At 73.0% G+C, this 20,716-nt stretch carries 12 protein-coding genes; 8 read left to right on the top strand and 4 right to left on the bottom strand.

All coding sequences use genetic code 11. The features are described from left to right. Positions 1 to 1,203: 1,203 nt before the first annotated feature. From AB0C87_RS29900 to coaE, 5 genes are all read left to right on the top strand, one after another. Complete coding sequence (locus AB0C87_RS29900) at positions 1,204 to 2,124, top strand: polysaccharide deacetylase family protein (protein ID WP_345175364.1); 921 nt, start codon at positions 1,204 to 1,206, stop codon at positions 2,122 to 2,124. 240 nt (positions 2,125 to 2,364) lie between these two features. Next, positions 2,365 to 3,852: a 30S ribosomal protein S1 gene (gene rpsA / locus AB0C87_RS29905; protein ID WP_345175361.1), complete on the top strand. Its 1,488-nt coding sequence runs from the start codon at positions 2,365 to 2,367 to the stop codon at positions 3,850 to 3,852. Between the two features lie 218 nt (positions 3,853 to 4,070). After that, positions 4,071 to 6,023 carry an endonuclease/exonuclease/phosphatase family protein gene (locus AB0C87_RS29910; protein ID WP_360580572.1) on the top strand — a complete coding sequence of 651 codons (1,953 nt, stop codon included), beginning with the start codon at positions 4,071 to 4,073 and terminating at the stop codon, positions 6,021 to 6,023. A gap of 92 nt (positions 6,024 to 6,115) precedes the next feature. Further along, positions 6,116 to 6,607 (top strand): GNAT family N-acetyltransferase, encoded by a 492-nt coding sequence (locus AB0C87_RS29915; RefSeq protein ID WP_345175358.1) that lies wholly within the window; start codon positions 6,116 to 6,118, stop codon positions 6,605 to 6,607. Between the two features lie 42 nt (positions 6,608 to 6,649). Beyond that, positions 6,650 to 7,249, top strand: a complete 600-nt coding sequence (gene coaE / locus AB0C87_RS29920; RefSeq protein WP_345175357.1) for a dephospho-CoA kinase — start codon at positions 6,650 to 6,652, stop codon at positions 7,247 to 7,249. On the opposite strand, the gene AB0C87_RS29925 is transcribed toward coaE, so the two are convergent. Continuing rightward, positions 7,246 to 13,116, bottom strand: a complete 5,871-nt coding sequence (locus AB0C87_RS29925) for a TIR domain-containing protein (protein ID WP_360580575.1) — start codon at positions 13,114 to 13,116, stop codon at positions 7,246 to 7,248. The genes coaE and AB0C87_RS29925 overlap by 4 nt on opposite strands. A gap of 67 nt (positions 13,117 to 13,183) precedes the next feature. Between AB0C87_RS29925 and AB0C87_RS29930 the strand changes: the two genes are divergently transcribed. After that, entirely contained in the window at positions 13,184 to 14,410 is a 1,227-nt protein-coding gene (locus AB0C87_RS29930) for an SLC13 family permease (RefSeq protein WP_345175352.1), read from the top strand. Positions 14,411 to 14,428: 18 nt separating this feature from the next. On the opposite strand, the gene AB0C87_RS29935 is transcribed toward AB0C87_RS29930, so the two are convergent. The 3 genes from AB0C87_RS29935 to AB0C87_RS29945 are packed head-to-tail and all read right to left on the bottom strand — an operon-like array spanning position 14,429 to position 17,112. Continuing rightward, positions 14,429 to 15,313, bottom strand: a complete 885-nt coding sequence (locus AB0C87_RS29935) for an inositol monophosphatase (protein ID WP_345175350.1) — start codon at positions 15,311 to 15,313, stop codon at positions 14,429 to 14,431. 30 nt (positions 15,314 to 15,343) lie between these two features. Next, positions 15,344 to 16,051, bottom strand: coding sequence for a hypothetical protein (locus AB0C87_RS29940; RefSeq protein WP_360580578.1), 708 nt, complete (start codon positions 16,049 to 16,051; stop codon positions 15,344 to 15,346). Positions 16,052 to 16,098: 47 nt separating this feature from the next. Then, on the bottom strand, positions 16,099 to 17,112 hold the full coding sequence (locus AB0C87_RS29945; RefSeq protein ID WP_345175345.1) for a hypothetical protein: 1,014 nt from the start codon (positions 17,110 to 17,112) through the stop codon (positions 16,099 to 16,101). 184 nt (positions 17,113 to 17,296) lie between these two features. Here AB0C87_RS29945 and AB0C87_RS29950 point away from each other — a divergent pair, with 184 nt between their 5' ends. Beyond that, positions 17,297 to 18,448, top strand: a complete 1,152-nt coding sequence (locus AB0C87_RS29950) for a histidine kinase (RefSeq protein ID WP_345175344.1) — start codon at positions 17,297 to 17,299, stop codon at positions 18,446 to 18,448. A 96-nt stretch (positions 18,449 to 18,544) separates the two neighbouring features. Further along, positions 18,545 to 20,662 carry an excinuclease ABC subunit UvrB gene (uvrB, locus tag AB0C87_RS29955; protein WP_345175342.1) on the top strand — a complete coding sequence of 706 codons (2,118 nt, stop codon included), beginning with the start codon at positions 18,545 to 18,547 and terminating at the stop codon, positions 20,660 to 20,662. Positions 20,663 to 20,716: the final 54 nt, after the last annotated feature.

The raw sequence follows: 20,716 nt of genomic DNA on the forward strand, positions 1-20,716 counted from the left end.
CTCTCCTCTTTCGGGCCTGGCGGCCCTCCGTCGTCGGGCACTGCGGGCGATCGCTGGCATCGCTTCGTCTCGCCTTGCGGCTCGCTGCGCGATCAGGTTCTCGCTTCGCTTGAACCTGCCTTCGGACGCGATCGCAACCATTGAGGCTGTTGCGTGGTTGCGGCGGTGGCTGGGGTTGTTGCGCTGTGTTTTTTGCAGTGCTCTCCTCTTTCGGGCCTGGCGGCCCTCCGTCGTCGGGCACTGCGGGCGATCGCTGGCATCGCTTCGTCTCGCCTTGCGGCTCGCTGCGCGATCAGATCCTTGCTTCGCTCGGACCTGCCTTCGGACGCGATCGCAACCATTGAGGTTGTTGCGTGGTTGCGGTTGCGGGCTGAGGTCGTTGCGCTGGCTTTTGCCGTGCCCTGCTCCCTCGGGCCCGGCGGGCCCACGTTGCGGGTGATCTTTGGCGTCGTCTCGGTTCGCTTCAGGTCCGAGCGGGGGGTAGGCGGGCGCCTGGCTTTCCCGGCATGGACGTTCTGCGGGGGTCGGAGTGCGGCTTGGGTGCGCTTCCTCGGGTGGGGTGGCTGAGGGGCGCTTCGGTTGGCTGATGAGGTGGCGGGTGCGTTGTCGCCGTTGGTTTCTTGGGTTGCGGGGTCGTCGGCAGTGAGGTCGTCGGGTGCCGTGGGCGCGGGCTTTGGTCTTTCGCCATCTGTCGGGGTTGTGTGGTTTGGCTGGGCGGCGGTTTGGGCCATCGGGCGGGGGAGTGCCTTTTGTGGGGCTATTTGTGCCGGTTTGTGGTGGTTGGGTTGCGGGGTGGGTGGGTTTTGTGGCGGGGGTGCTGTTTTTCGGGGGTGGGTGGGTTTTACCGGGGGTTTTCGGACTTGATTCTCTGTGGGGCCTGGTGGGGGTGGTGCGTGGGGATCATTCGGGTAGGTCGGTGGGTGTCCGTAGATGTCCGGGGGGTCGTACGCTGTCCCCCTGGTCCTGTTCGGGTCTACCGGCGGGGGAACTGTGCCTCTCCTTCACAAGATTGCTGGAGTTGTGGTCGTCTGTGCCGTTGTCCTGGGGCTGACGCTTCCCGGGGGGCGCAAGGAACATCGCAAGGAGAACGTGGCCCGGCGGGCCGGGGCCGCTTCCGAGGCGACGGCCACCGCGAGAGCCGCCAAGGCCGGGCTTGCGCCGGTGCCCGGGGCGCCGGGGGCCTCGGGGAGCGCGACGCCTTCGGTGGCGGTGTCCACGCCCATCGCCGCGGCGGCGGCCGGGGCGGTCGCGGTCAAGGCCAACGAGCTGGGGCAGATCCCGGTGCTGATGTACCACCGGATCATGAAGAAGCCCGAGCTGTCGCTGGACCGGTCGAGCAAGGAGCTGTACGACGAGCTGACCGGGCTCGCCAAGGACGGCTATTACCCGATCACGGCGGCGGAGTTCGTCAGCGGGCGGATCGACGTGCCGGCGGGCAAGCATCCCGTGGTGCTGACGTTCGACGACAGCACGCCCGGGCACTTCGGGCTCGACCCGCAGGGCAACCCGGCGCCCGACACGGCCGTGGCGGTCATCGAGCAGGTCGCGCGGGAGAACCCGGGGTTCCGGCCGGTCGCGACGTTCTACCTGAACAAGGAGCTGTTCGGGATGGACGAGACGCGGGCCGCCGCGGGGCTCGGATGGCTCCGGCAGCACGGGTTCGAGCTCGGCAACCACACCGTGTCCCACCCGAGCCTGACCGGCATGTCCGAGAAGGGCGTGCACAAGGAGATCGGGGACATGGAGGACCGGATCGTCCGGCTCACCGGGACGCACGCGACCACGTTCGCGTACCCGTTCGGGGCCGTCCCGAAGAAGAAGGCGTGGGCCGAGAAGCAGGACGGCCGTTACGCCTTCCAGGGGATCTTCCTGGCCGGGTGGCGGCCGTCGCTCTCGCCGTTCGACGCCGACTTCGACCGGTGGAACATCGACCGGGTGCGGTCCGAGGGCAAGATCAAGGAGAACGACTGCACCAAGTACTGCTCCACGGCGTGGCTGGAGTACCTGGACAAGAACCCCGGCGAGCGGTACACCTCTGACGGAGACCCGAACACCGTGACGTTTCCCAAGGCGTCCGAGGACCGGATCGCCAAGCAGTACCGGGCCTACGCGCGGATGTACTGATCGCGGCGCCGCCAGCCGGATTGACCCGGGGACTTCGGTCCCATATCCTGATCGCTGCGCTGTGGGCCTGCGCGCGCTTCGGACGGAGCAGGCTCGCGCTCGGTCAGGTCGGCGACATCGGTTCGGTTCACTGACGCGGCGGTTGTCCGCGTTCCCTTCCGGTCTTCGGCAGGGCGGATAACGGCCCTCCGCGCACATGCCCATCACGACTTCCATGTCCGTACCGGAGCCAGCCGACACATGACGAGCAGCACCGAGGCCACCTCGACCACCCCGCAGGTAGCGGTCAACGACATCGGGTCCGAGGAAGCCTTCCTCGCCGCGATCGATGAGACCATCAAGTACTTCAACGACGGCGACATTGTCGAAGGCACTGTCGTCAAGGTCGATCGTGACGAGGTCCTCCTCGACATCGGCTACAAGACCGAGGGCGTCATCCCCTCGCGTGAGCTGTCCATCAAGCACGACGTCGACCCGAACGAGGTCGTCTCCACCGGAGACCACGTCGAGGCCCTCGTCCTCCAGAAGGAGGACAAGGAGGGCCGGCTGATCCTGTCCAAGAAGCGCGCCCAGTACGAGCGCGCCTGGGGCACGATCGAGAAGATCAAGGACGAGGACGGCATCGTCACCGGCACGGTCATCGAGGTCGTCAAGGGCGGTCTCATCCTCGACATCGGGCTGCGCGGCTTCCTGCCCGCCTCGCTGGTCGAGATGCGCCGGGTCCGCGACCTTCAGCCCTACGTCGGGCGCGAGCTCGAGGCCAAGATCATCGAGCTGGACAAGAACCGCAACAACGTGGTCCTGTCCCGCCGCGCCTGGCTGGAGCAGACGCAGAGCGAGGTCCGCCAGACCTTCCTCAACACGCTGCAGAAGGGCCAGGTCCGCAAGGGCGTCGTGTCCTCGATCGTCAACTTCGGCGCGTTCGTCGACCTCGGCGGCGTCGACGGTCTGGTGCACGTCTCCGAGCTGTCCTGGAAGCACATCGACCACCCCTCCGAGGTCGTCGAGGTCGGCCAGGAGGTCACGGTCGAGGTCCTGGACGTCGACATGGAGCGCGAGCGCGTCTCCCTGTCGCTCAAGGCGACCCAGGAAGACCCGTGGCAGCAGTTCGCCCGCACCCACCAGATCGGGCAGGTCGTCCCGGGCCGCGTCACCAAGCTGGTGCCGTTCGGCGCGTTCGTCCGCGTCGAGGAGGGCATCGAGGGCCTGGTGCACATCTCCGAGCTGGCCGAGCGGCACGTGGAGATCCCCGAGCAGGTCGTCCAGGTCGGCGACGAGATCTTCGTGAAGATCATCGACATCGACCTCGACCGGCGCCGGATCAGCCTGTCGCTCAAGCAGGCCAACGAAGGCGCCGCGGGGATCGAGGAAGAGGACTTCGACCCGACCCTGTACGGCATGCCGGCCGAGTACGACGACCAGGGGAACTACAAGTACCCCGAGGGCTTCGACGCCGACACCGGCGAATGGCTCGAGGGCTTCGACGAGCAGCGTGAGACCTGGGAGCGGCAGTACGCCGAGGCCCGCTCCCGCTTCGACGCCCACCGCAAGCAGATCGAGGAGGCCCGCAAGGCCGAGGCGGAGGCCGGTGCCGAGCCCACGGGCGGCGGCGGCGGTGGCGGCGAGACCTCCTACTCCGGCGGCGGCGAGAGCGAGTCCGGCGGTGGCGCCCTGGCCACCGACGAGGCGCTCGCCGCACTGCGGGAGAAGCTCTCCGGCGGGCAGTGACGCCCAGCCGACGCGCCGTCCGCGCGCGGCCGCCCCGGCGGCTCGCGCGCGGCGGCCGGTGAGACCCTGAACACGGCCGGAGAACGATCTTTCGAGATCGGCCTCCGGCCGTGCTGCGGTTGCGCCACCATGACCCTGATGGCACGCGCCGGTCCGCGGCGCTCCGCAGCATTCGCACGTCCCGAAGGTCCGCTCGTCCCCCGGGAGCAGTCGTTCAATTGGCCAGCACAGACGTAGGCACCAGGACCGGCGGCCCGGCCGCGGCCGGCCCCCCGATCGTCCCGCAGGGCCCCGCCAGACTCGCGCTGATCGCCGTGACCGTCGCGGTGCTCGCGCAGACGCTGCGGTTCTCGCTGCCGCAGCTCGACCACTTCGCCGACGAGGCCGGGACCGCGGCCGCCGCCGGCGCGGTGCTCGCGGTCTACCTCGCCGGGTTCGCCGCCCCGCTCATCCGCCGCTTTGCCGGCCCGCGCGGGCTGCTGCTCGCCGGCGTCGGCGGGCTGTTCGCCGTCCGGCTCCTCGCCCAGGCGCTCGACCCCCGCACCTGGCTCGCGTTCGCCGGCACCGCCATCGGCATGATCGCCGTCGCGGCGCTGTACGAGGGCGCCCGCGGCCTGTCGGGGGTCGGCTTCGCCACCGCCACCGTCGCGGGCCTGTCCATCGACGGCGCCGTGCGGATGTGCTTCGCCACCTGGGACCCGGTGTGGCGCGACGGCATCGGCCCCTGGCTGGCCTGCCTGGCGTTCGTCGGCGTCGGCGCCGCCGCGCTCTACCGCGAGCTGGCGTCGGGACCCGTCACCGCGCCCGGCGTGTCCTGGCGGGACGCGCTCGGCGCCGCGGCGTTCGGGCCGTTCCTCGCGCTGCAGATCCTCGTCCTCGCCAGCCCCGCGTTCGTGGCCTCGTCGGGGTGGCAGTCGCTGACCGGCGCGCACGTCGCGATCGTGATCGGCCAGGGCCTCGCGCTGGCGTTCCTGGCCTCCGGGCTCGCCGTGCGGGCCGTGCCGGGCGGCGTGTGCGTGCTCGGCGGGACGGTCCTCGGCGTCGGCGCGGGCGCCGTCGCCGGGACGTACGCGGTCTCCGGCATCGAGGTCGTCCCCGTCGTGATCGTCGGGCAGGTGCTGTCGGCGTGGCTGCTCGCCGTGGCGTGCCGCGCGCCGCTGCGCCGCGCCGGGACCGGCGGGCCCGTCTGGCGGGTGGACGCCGGCGCCGCGCTCGGCGGCCTGCTCGTCGCCGCGATCCTCATCCCGTACCAGGTCAGCGCGGTCTCGCCGCTGCCGGTTCCGAACAACCTGCTGCCCGGCCTCGCCGGCATCCTGCTCGGCGCGCTCGCGGCGATCGCCGCGGCGCGCGGCGGTCCGCTGCCGGCCCGTGCCCCGCTGCGGGCCCTCACCGCCGGCGCCGCCGCGCTGGTGCTGCTGGCCGGCACCCTCGTGTTCACCGTGGCCGCGCCGGACGGCGAGGCCCCGGCGGCGCCCGCCGCGGGGCAGGTGCGGGTGCTCAGCTACAACATCCACGACGCGGTCAACCAGTCCGGCCGCCTCGACCCGGAGGGCGTCGCCCGCGTCATCGAGGGGCAGCGCGCGCAGGTCGTCCTGCTCCAGGAGGCCGGGCGCGGGTCGCTGCTGTCCGGCACCACCGACGTCGCCGTGTGGCTGTCGCGGCGCCTCGGCATGAAGCTGATCTGGGGCCCCGCCGCCGACGGCCAGTTCGGCAACGCGATCCTGACGTCGCTGCCGGTGCGCAGCTCCGGGACGGGCCGGATGCCGAAGGGCGACTGGTCGCAGATCCGCGGCTACGTGTGGGCGCGGCTCGCCGTCGGCCCGACCACGGTGGACGTGTGGTCGACGCACCTGGAGGGCGGCGACGACCGGGGCGGCGAGCGGGCCCGGGAGATCGCGGCGCTGCTGCGGGCGTGGGGCGGCGCGCCCCGCACGATCATCGGCGGCGACTTCAACGCGGGCCCGGGCAGCCCGGAGCTGACCGCGATGACCGACGGCACCGACCTGCGCAACACCGCGATCGGCGGCGAGCAGTACCCGACCAGGTCCGACGGCACCAGCACCGACTGGGTCTTCGGGTCGGACGGCGTGCTCGTCACCGACTACGACGTGCCCGAGTCCGACGCCTCCGACCACTACCCGGTCGCGGTGACCGTCCGGATCGGCCGGTGAGCGGACGCGGGCGGCGCCTGCCCCTAGGGTCGGGACATGAGTGAAGCGAACCGGGGGGCGCGAGGGGGCGGCTGCCCGCGAGGTGACGGCGCATGAGCGCTGAGACGGTCGCGATCGAGCGGGCGGCCCCTGCGGACGCGGGGGAGATGATGACCGTGCAGCGGGCCGCCTACGTCACGGAGGCCCAGCTGTACGGCGACCCGTTCATCCCCCCGCTGGTGGAGTCGGCCGAGCAGTTGCGCAAGGTGCTGGCCGGGGACGCCGTGGTCCTGAAGGCGGTCATGGACGGCCGCCTCGTCGGCGCCGTCCGCGCCCAGTTCAGCGACCGCACGTGCCTGGTCGGGCGGCTCGTCGTGGCCCCCGACCTGCAGCGCCGCGGCCTCGGGCGGCGCCTGATGACGGAGCTGGAGGACGAGATCGCCGGGCGCGCCGACGCGTGCGTGCTGTTCACCGGCCACCTCAGCGAGGCGAACGTGCGCCTGTACCGGCGGCTCGGCTACTCCGAGACGCACCGGGAGCGCGTCGCCGCGCACCTCACCCTCGTCCACATGCGCAAGACACTCGTCCCCGCCGGGACCGCCTAGCCGCCGGAACCCCTCGCCCGCCGCGCCGCTAGGGTGAGTCCCGTGCTGAAAGTGGGACTCACCGGCGGGATCGGTTCGGGCAAGAGCGAGGTGTCGAGGCGGCTCCGCGGTCACGGCGCGGTCGTCATCGACGCCGACAGGATCGCCCGCGAGGTGGTCGAGCCGGGCACCCCGGGTCTCGCCGCCGTGGTGGCGGAGTTCGGCGAGGACGTGCTGCTCCCGGACGGCGCCCTCGACCGGGAGAAGGTCGGCCGCATCGTGTTCGCCGACCCGGACCGGCTCGCCGCCCTGAACGCGATCGTCCACCCGCTGGTGGGGGAGCGGATGCAGGAGCTGATGGACGCCGCCCCCGCGGACGCGGTCGTCGTCTACGACGTCCCCCTCCTGGCGGAGAACGGCCTGGCCGGCATGTACGACGAGGTCGTCGTCGTGGACGCGCCCGAGGAGGTCCAGCTCGACCGCCTCGTCGCCCGCCGCGGCATGACGGAGGAGGACGCCCGCGCCCGCATGGCCGCGCAGGCGTCCCGCGCCGACCGCCGCGCCGTCGCCACCCACGTCATCGACAACTCCGGCACCCTCGCCGACCTGAAGACCCAGGTCGACGCGCTCTGGGCCTCGCTCACCGGCCGCGCCGCCCCCTAGAACGGGGCGTCGAGGGGGAGGCGGCGGACCTCGGGGAGGTAGGCGTCGAGCTCGCCCGGCTCGAAGCGGCACAGGCCCACGGCGTACCAGAACTCGGCGGTGGCGTTGCCCTCCCACTTGTAGCGTCCGTCGGGGGCCAGGGCGGCCCAGCCCTCGGCCAGGCCGAGGAGGGTGGCGCGGCGCGCGGGGGCGGTGCGGTCGGTGACGTCCCACAGGATGACGGCGCCGTCGTCGCCCGCGGTGGCGAGCAGGGAGCCGTCCGGGCTGAACGCCGCGGACCAGACGCGGCGGGTGTGTCCGGTGAGGGTGTGCAGCAGCCGCCCGTCGGACGGGTCCCAGAGGCGCACGACGAGGTCGTCGCCCGCGCTGGCGAGCATCGCCCCGGACGGGTGGAACGCGGTCGTCCACAGGCGCCCGGTGTGCTCGGTGAGGGTGTGCAGGAGGTCGCCCGTGGACGGGTCCCAGAGGCGGACGGTCCCGTCGTTGCCGGCGCTGGCGAGCGTCTCCCCGGACGGTGAGAACGACACCTGGTACACGCGGTCGCCGTGGCCCCGCAGCGCGGCGGAGAGTTCGCCCGTGCTGGGGCTCCAGAGGCGGACGACGCCGTCGTCGCAGCCGGTGGCGACCAGGGCGCCGCCGGGCTGGAAGTCGATGGAGCGGACGCGGCCCCGGTGGTCGGCGAGGTTGACGATCTCGCGGCCGCTCGTCCAGTACCAGAGCCGGACGGAGTCGTCGTCGTTGGCGGTGGCGAGGACGTCCCCGGAAGGCGCGAACGCCTGCGCCCAGACGTGGTCGGTCTCGACGTTCAGTTCGCGTTCGAACGTGCCCGTCCCGGCCTGCCACAGGTGGACGCCGCCGTCGTTGGTGGCGGTGGCGAGCTGCGAGTCGCGGGTGTTGAACGCCGCGGAGGTGAGGTTGTCGGCGACGCCGCGCAGCTCGCGGATCATCCGGCCGGTGCGCGGGTCCCAGAGCCGGACCAGGCCGTCGTTGCCGCTGGCGGCGAGCATGCCGCCGTCGGGGCTGAACGCCACGCCGGTGACGCGGCGGCCGTGGCCGCGCAGCACGACGCGGCACTGGCCGGTCTCGGCGTCCCACAGCCGCGCCGTGCCGTCGTTGCTGCTGGTGGCGAGCTGGGAGCCGTCCGGGCGGAACGCGAACGGCCACACGGCGCCGCGGTGCCCGGCCAGTTCGAGGCGCTGCCGGCCGGTGAGCGGGTCCCACAGGCGGACGGACCCGGCGCTGTCGGCGGTGGCGAGGCGGCCGCCGTCCGGGCTGAAGCCGGCCTGGTAGATCCCTCCGCCGTGGCCGGTGAGGGCGCCGCGCTGCCGTCCGTCCTCCCAGATGCGGACGGACCCGTCGGTGTCGCCGGTGACCAGGAGGGCCCCGTCCGGGTGGAACGCGATGGCGTAGACGCGGCCGGTGTGGCCGAGGAGCTCCTGGCGGATCTCGCCGGTGCGGATGTCCCAGAGCCGGACGACGCCCGCCTCGTCCCCGGCGGCGAGCAGGGAGCCGTCAGGGTGGAACACGGCGCGGAACACCGCGCCGTGGTGGCCGGCCAACTCCCGGCGCAGCGCGCCGGTAGCGAGGTCCCAGACGCGCAGCGTGCCGCCCGCGTCGCCGGTGACCATGAGCGAGCCTGCGGGGTCGAACACGGCGGTGTAGACGGGGGCGGTGTGCCCGGGCAGCTCGTGCAGGAGCCGGCCGGACACGGTGTCCCACACCCGGAGGGTCCCGTCGGCGGCGCCGGCGGCGACGAGGTCGCCGCCCGCGGGGGAGCGTCCCCCGACGACCAGGGGCCACACGCCGTCGGGGTGGACGGCGAAGGTGTGCGCGGTGTGGCCGGTGGCGAGGTCCCACAGGCGGACGGAGCCGTCGGCGGACCCGCTCGCCAGGAGGCCGCCCGCGCCGTCGAAGGCGACCGCGTAGGCGCGGTCGGTGTGGCCCTGGAGGTTGCGCAGCGGCGTGCCCGTGACGGCGTCGCAGACGAGGACGCCGCCGTCCTCGCTGCCGATGGCCAGGACGGAGCCCGCGGGGCTGTAGGCGAGCGGCTGGGGGAGGCGGCTGGTCTGGAAGTGGAAGCCGTAGGGGACGCCCACCGCGGCCGGCGCGACCTGGATGTCGATCGGGCGGCCCGGCGCGATCGCCGCCTCGCGCAGTTCGGGGGCGGCCGCGACGCGGTCGGGGAGCGCGGCGTCGACGAGGGCGGCGCGGGTCCAGCGGCTGCCCTCGACGGCGACGTCCCGCAGGTCGGCGCGGGCCAGGCGGGCCCGGGACAGGTCGGCGCCGCGCAGGTCGGCGCCGGTCAGGGTGGCCTCGTCCAGGCGCGCCCCGGCGAGCGAGGCGTCGCGCAGGACGGCGCGCGAGAGGTTCGCGCCCACGAGCTGGGCGTCGGTGAGGTCGGCGCCGGTGAGGTCGACCTCCTGGAGGTCGCGGTAGGACAGGTCCTCGCCCTGCAGGCGGGCGCCGCGCAGGTCGGTGTGGGCGGGGGTGCGCAGCCGCGTCGTGATGCGGATCGCGTTGGCGCGGGCGATGTCGTCGGCCTCGGGGTCGGCGAGCACCCGGGCCGTCCATTCCTGGCAGGCGCGGGTGTCGGCGAGGTCGCAGAGGAAGTCGACGGCGAGCTGGGTCAGGGCGCGGCGGCCGAGGGCGGCCGGTTCCTCGCCCTTGGCGAACTCGTCCGCGATGTGCCGGGCGACGAGCCACTCCATGACGGACGTGTGGATGAAGCCGAACAGGCCTTCGGGGGTGCGCACGAGCAGGCTTCCGGCGCCGACGGCGTGGGTCACCTGGTGCGGCGACATCCGTCCCCCGGCGAGGCCGGTGAGGGCGTCGGCGACGTCGGCCAGTTCGGCGAGCCGCAGGAACTGCTCGTTGCCCTCCCACAGCCGCAGCGCGAGCGTCCCCACGGCCTGCCACATGTCGTCGACCTCCAGCCCGGACGGGCCGCCCGCGCCGCCGACCCGCTCGGCCTCGTACGCGAGCCAGGACGACAGGATCTCCTGGTAGAGGTCGGCGGGGCTGACGGCGCGGCGCGCCTGCGCGACCGCGCGCAGCCGCTCCTCGGGCAGGTCGGCGATGAACGACAGCATCCGCGGGTTGGACGTCAGCGCCAGCAGCTCCTCGATCCCGGCCAGCAGGGTCAGCCGGTCCTCGGCGGCGTCCTCGTCGCCGTACCGGTTCACCAGGTACGAGCGGACCTGCGGGGGCGTGAACTCCTCCAGGGAGAGGACGCGGCGGTGCGGCAGGACGCCGACCTTCTCGCCGAGGGCGGTGAGCACCTGCGCCTGGGACTTGAAGTGCTGCGTCCGGCTCGCCACGACGATCTTCGCCTTGTCCTGGGCGGCCTGCAGCAGCGTGTCGAGGTGGTCGGCGGCCCGGTCGTAGGTCATCCGCGTCACCAGCTCGTCGAACCCGTCGAAGAGCAGGACGATGCGGCCCTGGCGGAGCATGTAGTGGAACGCCTTGAGGTCGATCAGCTCCTCGCCGTGGTTGGCCAGGTGCGCGGCGACCAGGCCGTCCACGGAGTGCGCCTTGTCGAGCGCCCGCAGCTCGATGAGGATCGGGACGACGTGCGGCAGCTCCTCCGGGATGCGGCGGGCCAGCTCCCGCAGGGCGAAGGTCTTGCCGCGGCCGAAGTCGCCGAGCAGCAGCAGGAACCGCCCGTGGTCGGCGGCCAGCAGCCGCAGCATCTCGCCGACCACGTCGTCGTGGACGTCCGCGCCCGACCGGCGCCCGTCGCCAGGGCCGCTCTCCGGGAGGAACCGGTCGAGTTCCCGGTAGCGCTGGGGGACGTACAGGGCCGGCGGGTAGAGCCCGCCGGCGGACAGCCGCCCCGTCTGGGCCGCGACGTACTCCGAGAGGTCGACCAGGCCCTGGAACTCGGTGAGGCTGCGCACCCGGATGCCGCGGCGCAGCGCGTCGTCGCGCAGGGACCGGGCCGGGGCCGGCCCCAGGTACACCAGTTCCGAGCCGTGGTCGGTGCCGTCGGCGTGCACGTGCCGGACGAACGCGTCCACGTCCGCCTCGGTCACCTGCCCCACGTGGGCGCCGATGCGGTACTGGCGCACGAAGCCGTCCTCCAGGTGGGTGAGCAGGAGGTGCGGCGGGTCGGAGCGGCCGTCCTCGCGCGCGGGCGGGACGATGCGCCGGATGGTGGCGCGCTCGAAGCGCGTCTCGCACGCCTCTGTCAGGCGGTCGAGCAGGCGCCCCGTGGGATCGGGGACGGGGTCGGCGGTGCCGTCGCCGCCGGGTCCGAGTTCGGGGGAGGGAGGCGCGGGAGGGGTCTGCGCGAGGGGCGGCGGGAACGTTCCGCCCACGGCCGTCCAGGACCGTTCGAGGCGTTCCGGGCCGCGCCTGGCGGCGTCCTCGGGGATCCAGCGCTCCAGCCCGTCACCGCGCACGACGACGAGCTGGTGCCGGCCGGGGCCCAGCGCCGGGACGCACGGGACGTCGCCGGTGGCCAGCACGGGGACGGCGCCGTACTCCGACTCGGTCCCCTGGAAGAACAGGTTGATGTGGGCGGCGAGGAGCGTCTCCACCGTCTCGGGATCGCGCAGCGCGCCCGGCTCGCCCGCGATGGGCGTGTGCTCGACGGCGCCGAGGCGAAGCCAGCCCTCGTCCTCGAAGTGCCGCAGCCGCTGGTTGAACCAGGCGGCCTGCGCCTGGCCGACGCGCCCGTAGCGGTCCTCCTCGCGGTGGGACTGCGGCAGCGTCGAGTTGAGCCCCGCCACCACGACCTTCAGGTCGGGGACGGGGAACAGCGTCCACGGCTGGGCGCTGTCGAAGATGAGCGCGTCGATGCCCTGGTAGAACTCCTTGAACAGGCCCGCGTAGTGCCGCCACTTGGGCCAGTACGGCGGCTGCGGCTCGATGTCGTCGGCCTCGCAGCTGGAGAAGTACGCCTGGCAGGCCGCGCGGGTGACGTCGTGGGTGCCGGGCACCACCACGACGCGCTGCGCCTCCAGCCCCAGCAGCGCGCGCAGGCTCGTCAGGAACGACAGCGCCTCGGCGAACTCCTTGCGGCTTCCCGAGTGGGTGAGGTTCCCGGTGACGACGAGCAGGTCGGGCCGCGGCACTCCGGCGTCGGCCAGCCGCGTCACGTCGCTCCAGATCCGGTCCTGCAGCTCCACCGCGGTGGTCGGCTCGCCGGGCTCGGCCAGCGTCCGGCCGAAGCGGGGACCGGAGACGTGCAGGACGGTCAGGTGCTCGCGCGGCTCGTGCCCGGTGTCGGCCGCGGGGAACGCGGGCGCGGCGACGGGCGCCCGCCGGGCGGGCCGCTCTCCGGCAGGCCCGGGCCGGCCGCCCCCGCCCCCGCTTCCGGGTCCGTCAGTCTCCTCCAGACGGCCTATCAGCGGTTCCCGGCCACCGGGAAGCGGCCCGGGGCGGTTCTGCCCGGCTCCGGGGAAGCCAGGGCCGTCGAGGGGGCGCGCGTGGCCGGCGAGGGCCTCCTGGATCCGGCGCGTCAGCAGCCGCCGCGCCTCGTCCGGGTCGTCCACCCCCACCAGGTCCACGTAGGTGATCGTGGAGAGCAGGCCGTCGATCGGGCAGTCCTCGATGCGGACCGTGACCAGCTTGCGCGCCGGGTCGTCCGGGTCGGCCCGCAGCGCCGCCATCCACTCCATCCGCCCGTACCGCGAGCGCAGGTAGTTGCGCGACAGCACCGCCACCACGACCTTGGCCTCCGACAGGCCCCGGTCCATGTAGTCGATGAAGTTGGTCCCGGGCACGAAGTCCCACGCCTGCATCATCGTGCGGTGCCCGGCGGCCTCCAGCTGCCAGGCGATCCACGACGCCCACCGTTCGTCGGCCGGCGAGTAGCTGATGAAGAAGTCGGTCGGGCGCTCCTGGGGGTGGCCGGGGGTCGTCATGGCGCCAGTATCGCGCGGAGCACGGCCGGAACGCAGTCATCCGGCCGCCTGTGGAATCATGACGCGCGTGCCGCCCCCTCCGACCGAGGCCCTCCGCCGCGCCGCGGGCTCCCTGGGCGTCCTCGACTGGATCCGCATCGCCGTCCTGGGGCTCGGTCTGGTGTTCGTCGCCACCGGCCTGCTGCCCGCCGACACGGCCCGCTCCAGCGTCGGACGGATCGCGCCCCTGCTGCTCTTCCTGTTCAGCGTCATCATCCTGGCGGAGCTGACCAAGGAGGCAGGGGTCTTCGACGCGATCGCGCAGCGGATGGCCCAGGCCGGCCGCGGCAACTACGCCGCGCTGTTCCTGCTGTGCGTGGCGTTCGCGTCGCTCACCACCGTCTTCCTCAACCTGGACACGACCGCGGTACTGCTGACCCCCGTCATGCTGGCCCTTGCGGCGCGCGCGCGGATCGCGACCCTCCCGCTGGCCATGACGACGGTGTGGCTGGCCAACACCGCGAGCCTGCTCCTCCCGGTGTCCAACCTGACCAACCTGCTCGCCGCCGACCGCGTGGCGCTGGAGACCCGGGCGTTCGCCGCGCGCATGTGGGCGCCGCAGCTGGCGGTCCTGGCCGTGACCATGGTCCTGCTGTGGGTCTTCTACTGGCGGCGGCGGATGCGCGGGGAGGAGACCTACGACCCGCCCGCTCCGGCGCCCGTCCAGGACCGGGTGCTGTTCTCCGCCACCGGCGCCGCGTGCCTGCTGTTCATCGGGGCGATCCTCGCCGGCGTGCACACCGGGATCCAGCTCGGCGTCGCCGCGACCGCCGCCGCCGTCGTGGCCGTGGTCGCCTTCGCCGTGCGCGACCGGTCGGCGCTGCGCCCCGCTCTCATCCCCTGGCAGCTCATGGTGTTCGTCACCGGGCTGTTCCTCGTCGTCCCCACTCTGGAGCGTTTCGGGCTGGACGACGCCATGCGCGCACTGATCGGCGAGGACGGCGGAACGGCCGGGGCGGTCCGGGCGGCGTTCTCGGGGGCGGGGCTGTCGAACGTCCTCAACAACCTCCCCGCCTACGTGGCAGGGGAATCGGCCGTGCCCGCCCCGAACAAGGACCAGCTGCTGTCCCTGCTCGTCGGGACGAACGTGGGGCCCGTCATCACGCCCTGGGGGTCGCTGGCCACGCTGCTGTGGTTCGAGTGGTGCCGGCGCTGGGACGTGCGCGTGCCGATGCGCACGTTCGTCTTGGCGGGGACGGTCCTGGCCGTGACGGGCTCGGCCGCCGCCGTCGGAGTCCTCCTGCTGACCGGCTGAGCACGCCCGGGGAAGGGCTCACCGGGCGAGGGAGGCGCGCCCGCCCTGCGGGTCGATCTTCGCCGTGGTCTCCAGGAGCCGGTCGAGCAGTTCGGGACGCGCCGCCACGAAGCCCAGCTCGGACGCCGGGCGGTCGATGCCCAGCTCGTACGGGGCGCCGTCCAGGCGGCGCAGCTCGGCGCCCGCCTCGGCCGCCACCAGCATCCCGGCGGGCAGGTCCACGATCTCGGGCAGGTACCCGACGATGCCGTCGATGTCGCCGCGCGCCAGCATCGTCCACGCCACCAGCGGCGCCCACAGTTGCAGCATGCGCGCGCACCGCAGCTCCAGGGCCGAGCGCATGGCGAACGCCACCGGATCGCCCGCGCCGACCTGGTGGCCCTGCGTCCAGGCCAGCAGCGGGTTCCTCTCCCGCCCCGGCCGGGGGCGGTCGGCCAGCGTCAGGGGCCGCCCCTCCGGGCCCAGGGCGCCCCGCCCGCGCACCGCCGACCACGTCCGGCCGCTCACCGGGTCGTGCACGACGCCCAGGACCGGCTCGGCGCGCGCGCACAACGCGAGCCCGACCGCGTACACCGGCATGCCGATCGCCACGTTGTTGGTGCCGTCCAGCGGGTCGACGAGCCAGACCATCTCCTCGCCGGGCGCGCCGTCGAGGATCCCGGACTCCTCGGCGATGATCCGGTGCCCCGGGTACGCGGCCCGCAGCCGCCCGACGATCAGATCCTCGGCGGCCGTGTCCAGCTCGGTCACCACGTCCCCGCCCGCGCCCTTCGGCCGCACGCCGAGAGGGCCGTCCACACGGGCGCTGAGCAGCGCGCCCGCCGCCTCCGCCGCCTCCACCGCCACGCGGCGGGCCTCGGAGAGATCGACCGGAAGGGCCGCTGACGGGGTCGTGGGTCTCATCGGGCCTCTCCAGTGGGATCCGGCGTCCGGCTACCGGCGCGGTGAGCAGTGGGCTGCGGCGATCCTGCGGGCCGAGCGCCGCAGGGCCCGCAGGGTGTCGGCGTGGTCGGAAAGCGAGCGGCGCACCTTGTGGCTGGGAACGTCCAGAGGACCGAGCGACAGGTCGCCCCCGCCCGGCGTCTGCCGGCCGAGGGCGACCGTGGCGGCGTCCAGCCCGTCCTCTATGAGCGTGCTGTGGAAGACACCGGCGGGCAGGGTGTACGACTCCCCGGTCCGGTGCGTGCTGGACCTGGCGGGGGCGCAGTGGACGGCCCTCCCGGTCGCCCTCAGCTCGTCCAGGTCGCCCTGGCTCACGACCTCGAAGACCTGCTGCGTCCCCGTTGCGGAAGCCTCGCTGACGTCCATCCGCACGTTCCGGACCGTCCCGTACAGGACGAAGCTGAGCAGGTCCCAGCTGTGGCAGTGGACCGGCGACGTGGTGGACGGCGCCGGACGCACCTCCGGCGTCCAGATGTGCAGGCACACCCCGAAGTCGCCGCTGCGCTCCAGGGGAAGGCACAGGAAGCCCAGGGGATGCCGCACCGCGGGAACGGAGGAGCGGCCCGCCGCGGCGTCCTCCAGGGCTCCGCCGAGGATCCGCCCCGCCCACGCCGGCAGCGTCCGCGCCGCGGTACCGGCGTGGATCTCCTCGCGGATCTCCTCGTACTTCACTCCGGCGGCCTCACCTTTCGCCGACACCCCTCCGCACCGGCCGTCCCCCCCGGCCCCGCCCGACCCAGGCGGGGTCACTCGTAGGGGTCCTTGGCCCGCAGGGCCTTTCGTATGATCTCGATGACGTCGCGGTCGGTATAGCCCTGCGCGAGGTCGATTCCGATGACCTCGAAGAGCTTGCGCGCTTCCTCCACGGTCGGCTCGTCGTCCAGGGGCGCCAGCCTGGCCTGCTCGACCGGGACGCGCCGCGCCTGGTCGAGGCTGGTCTGCAGTTCCGCGCTCACCCAGCTGTAGTAGAACTTGGCGCTGTCGACGACCAGGGCCTCGCCGCGCGGGTCGTCGCGGGTGACCACCACACGCGAGGACGCGAGGTCGTAGCGCAGGGTCGTCATCGTCTGCGCGAGGCCGATGTCGATGTCGAGCATCGCGAACCGCTGCTTGTGCCAGCACGCCGCCAGGATCGTGGCGTACGCCTCCTTGCGGGTGCGCTCCAGCGTCCACGGCTCGCCCGTGGCGTCCGGTCCGTCCGACACCGAGCGGCGGTGGCGCGCGTACGCCTCGCACACCTCCACGTTCGTGGGGTCGAGGATCTCCAGGCGGAACAGCAGCGTCCGCCGTTCCCGGCGGGCGGCGGCCACGCACTCGGGCAGCGTGCGCGCGCGGATGTAGGTGCCCGTCCCGCCCTTGAAGAACCACCGGTCGGTGTCGCGGCGGGCCTCCGCCAGGACCTGCGCCACCTGCGCCCCGCTGATGACCCGCACGACCGTGGTCTCGTCCAGCGCGCGCTTGGTGTCGGCCAGGACGCCCTCGAACTCCTCGATGTGGGTCAGCTTGGCGTCGAGCTCGCCGAGCGTGGCCGACGAGGCGCGCAGCGTGTCGCGCACCTCCGCCTCGACCGGGATCCGCCGCCCGCGGTCGCGCAGCACCGACGTCGCCAGCAGGCCGATCACCGCGAGGATCCCGCTGTTGGTGATTTCGGTCTCGTTCGGCAGGTTCACCCCGAGGCCGAGCACCGCCACGACGATCGCCAGGACCAGCGCGATCACTGCGTCGGCGTTCTTCCCGAACCAGTCGGCGAATCGGGCCATTGTGCGGTTTCCCCGTCCTTGTCGGCGCCGGGGCGTCGGGGACGCTGAAGGGTCGTCCCCCCCGAACGGCACGACCGGCGCGGTCATCGTAACCACAGCGCCCATTCGCTTTGAAAGCCCTGCAGGTAAGGGCTTCGCTCGCGGGGGAGACAGGCGCCCTTCCGATCGCTATAGGCTCGTCGCCATGCGCGTACGGGGATGGTGGTCGGGGGCATGGCCCACCCGGCGTTCCCGTGCGTTCGACATCGCGATCGCCGTGTCGTTCGCGGTGCTCGACGGCGTCTTCCTGTGGTTCGCTGACCAGAAGTTCTGGCTGCCCCCGCCCGTCGTGTCCGCCTGCAGCGTCGTGCTCGGCCTGGCCTTGATCGTGCGGCGCTCCCACCCGGTCGGGCTGGCCGTGTTCGCGGTGGTCTACGGCACCGTCACGGGCGCCGGAGCGTTCAGCACCCTGATCGTCCTGTACTCGCTCGCCGCCTACACCGCGTCCCGCCGCACGGTGGTGGCGATCGCGCTCGGCGGCTACGTCGCCAGCCTGGTCTTCCCGGCCCCGACCGCGGCGACGGAGTCCTTCCTCGCCCAGTCGATCTTCGGGATCGCGTTCGTCGGGGTCCCCGTCCTGCTGGGCCTCTACATGGGCGCGCGCAAGCAGCTCCTGGCCTCGCTCCAGGAACGCGCGGCGAGGCTCGAACGCGAGCAGCACCTGCTCGCGGAGCGCGCCCGGGGGGAGGAACGCACCCGCATCGCGCGCGAGATGCACGACGTGGTCGCCAACCGCATCAGCGTGATGGTCGTCCACGCGGGCGCGCTGAAGGCGATCGCCGTCCGCGACCCGGCGCGGGCCGCCGAGACCGCCTCGGTCATCGGCGACATGGGGCGCCAGGCGCTGGAGGAGCTCCGCCACGTCGTCGGAGTGCTCCGGCAGGGGGAGGAGGCCCTTCCGCAGCAGGTGGTGACGCTGGCGCACCTCCGCGAGCTGGTCGGCCAGTCCGGCGCCGCGGGCCTGCGCGTGGACCTGACGATCCGCGGCGAGGAGCGCCCCATGCCCGCCGCCGTCGGCCGGACGGTCTACCGGCTCGTGCAGGAGGCCCTCACCAACGTCCACAAGCACGCCGGCGCCGCCGCCACCCGCGTGGAGCTCGGCCTCCTCCCGGAGGCGGTCGAGGTGGAGATCGCCAACGAACCGCCCACGGCCGGGCCCGAGCACCGGCTGCCCTCCGGCGGGAACGGCCTGGTGGGGCTGCGCGAGCGCGTCACCGCCCTCGGCGGCAGCTTCGACGCCGGCCCCCGCGCCGGCGGCTACGCCGTCCGGGCCCGGCTCCCGCTGCCCGCCTCCTGAGCCGGGACCGCGGCCCCCGCGCGCGGCCGCGGAATGTCGGAGCCCCTGCATACAGTTGGGAGAGCAGGGAGATGGCCGAATCCAGGGGGAGTGTCGATGCGCCCAGTCACGGACCTGCGGCGCCGCGTGGCGCCGTTCGAGGTCGTCACCGAGATGACGCCGTCGGGCGACCAGCCGCAGGCGATCGCCGAGCTCGCCGCCCGCGTCTCGGCCGGTGAGAAGGACAACGTGCTGCTCGGCGCGACCGGCACCGGCAAGACCGCCACGATCGCGTGGCTGGTGGAGAAGCTGCAGCGGCCCGTCCTCGTCATGCAGCCGAACAAGACCCTCGCCGCCCAGTTCGCCAACGAGCTGCGCGAGATGCTGCCGAACAACGCCGTCGAGTACTTCGTGTCGTACTACGACTACTACCAGCCCGAGGCGTACATCCCGCAGACCGACACCTACATCGAGAAGGACTCCTCGATCAACGACGAGGTCGACCGGCTGCGGCACTCGGCGACCAACTCGCTGCTCACCCGCCGCGACACCGTCGTCGTCGCGTCCGTGTCCTGCATCTACGGCCTGGGCACGCCGCAGGAGTACGTCGACCGGATGGTCCGGCTGAAGGTCGGCCAGGAGATCGACCGCGACGACCTGCTCCGGCAGCTCGTCGGCATGCAGTACACCCGCAACGACCTCGCCTTCACCCGCGGCACCTTCCGCGTCCGCGGCGACACCGTCGAGATCATCCCGCAGTACGAGGAGCTCGCCGTCCGGATCGAGATGTTCGGCGACGAGATCGAGAAGCTCGCCACCCTGCACCCGCTCACCGGCGAGCTGATCACCGAGGACGAGGAGCTGTACGTCTTCCCCGCCTCCCACTACGTCGCGGGCCCCGAGCGCATGGAGCGGGCCATCGGCCAGATCGAGGCCGAGCTGGAGGAGACGCTCGCCGTGATGGAGCGGCAGGGCAAGATGCTGGAGGCGCAGCGCCTGCGCATGCGCACCACCTACGACATCGAGATGATGCGGCAGGTCGGCACCTGCTCCGGCATCGAGAACTACTCCCGGCACATCGACGGCCGCGGCCCCGGCACCGCCCCGAACACCCTCCTCGACTACTTCCCCGAAGACTTCCTCCTCGTCGTCGACGAGTCCCACCAGACGGTCCCGCAGATCGGCGCCATGTACGAGGGCGACGCGTCCCGCAAGCGGATGCTGGTCGAGCACGGGTTCCGGCTGCCGTCCGCCATGGACAACCGCCCGCTGAAGTGGGAGGAGTTCCTCGACCGGATCGGCCAGACCGTCTACCTGTCGGCGACGCCCGGCCCCTACGAGATGAACCGCGTCAAGGGCGACGTCGTCGAGCAGGTCATCCGCCCCACCGGCCTGATCGACCCGGAGATCGTCGTCAAGCCCACCAAGGGCCAGATCGACGACCTCATCCACGAGATCCGCGAGCGCACCGAGCGCGACGAGCGCGTCCTCGTCACCACCCTCACCAAGAAGATGGCCGAGGACCTCACCGACTACCTCCTCGAACTCGGCATCCAGGTCCGCTACCTGCACAGCGAGGTCGACACCCTGCGCCGCATCGAGCTGCTGCGCGAGCTGCGCGCCGGCGACTTCGACGTCCTCGTCGGCATCAACCTCCTCCGCGAGGGCCTCGACCTGCCCGAGGTCTCCCTCGTGGCGATCCTCGACGCCGACAAGGAGGGCTTCCTGCGCTCGGAGACGTCCCTCATCCAGACGATCGGCCGCGCGGCCCGCAACGTGTCGGGCCAGGTCCACATGTACGCCGACACCGTCACCCCGTCCATGGAGCGGGCGATCGACGAGACCACCCGGCGCCGCGCCAAGCAGCGCGCCTACAACGAGGAGCACGGCATCGAGCCGCAGGCGCTGCGCAAGCGCATCGCCGACATCCTCGACTCCCTCGCCCGCGAGGACGCCGACACCGAGACCCTGATCGGCGGCGCCGGCCGCCAGCAGAGCCGCGGCAAGGCGCCCGTCCCCGGCCTCGCGTCCCGCACCAGGGAGGCCGGCCGCCACGCCGCCGACCTGGTCGGCGAGCGCCCCCGCGAGGAGCTGGAGGGCCTCATCGAGCAGATGACCGACCAGATGCACCAGGCCGCCACCGACCTGCAGTTCGAACTGGCCGCCCGCCTCCGCGACGAGATCAAGGAACTCAAGCGCGAACTCCGCGACATGAAGGAGGCCGGCGTCAAGTAGCCCCCGGCCGACGACGCCCCGCCGGCAACACCGGCCCACCGACCCCGCGAACCC

It is taken from the genome of Actinomadura sp. NPDC048021, assembly GCF_040653135.1.
In the GTDB taxonomy this organism is placed as follows: domain Bacteria; phylum Actinomycetota; class Actinomycetes; order Streptosporangiales; family Streptosporangiaceae; genus Spirillospora; species Spirillospora verrucosospora.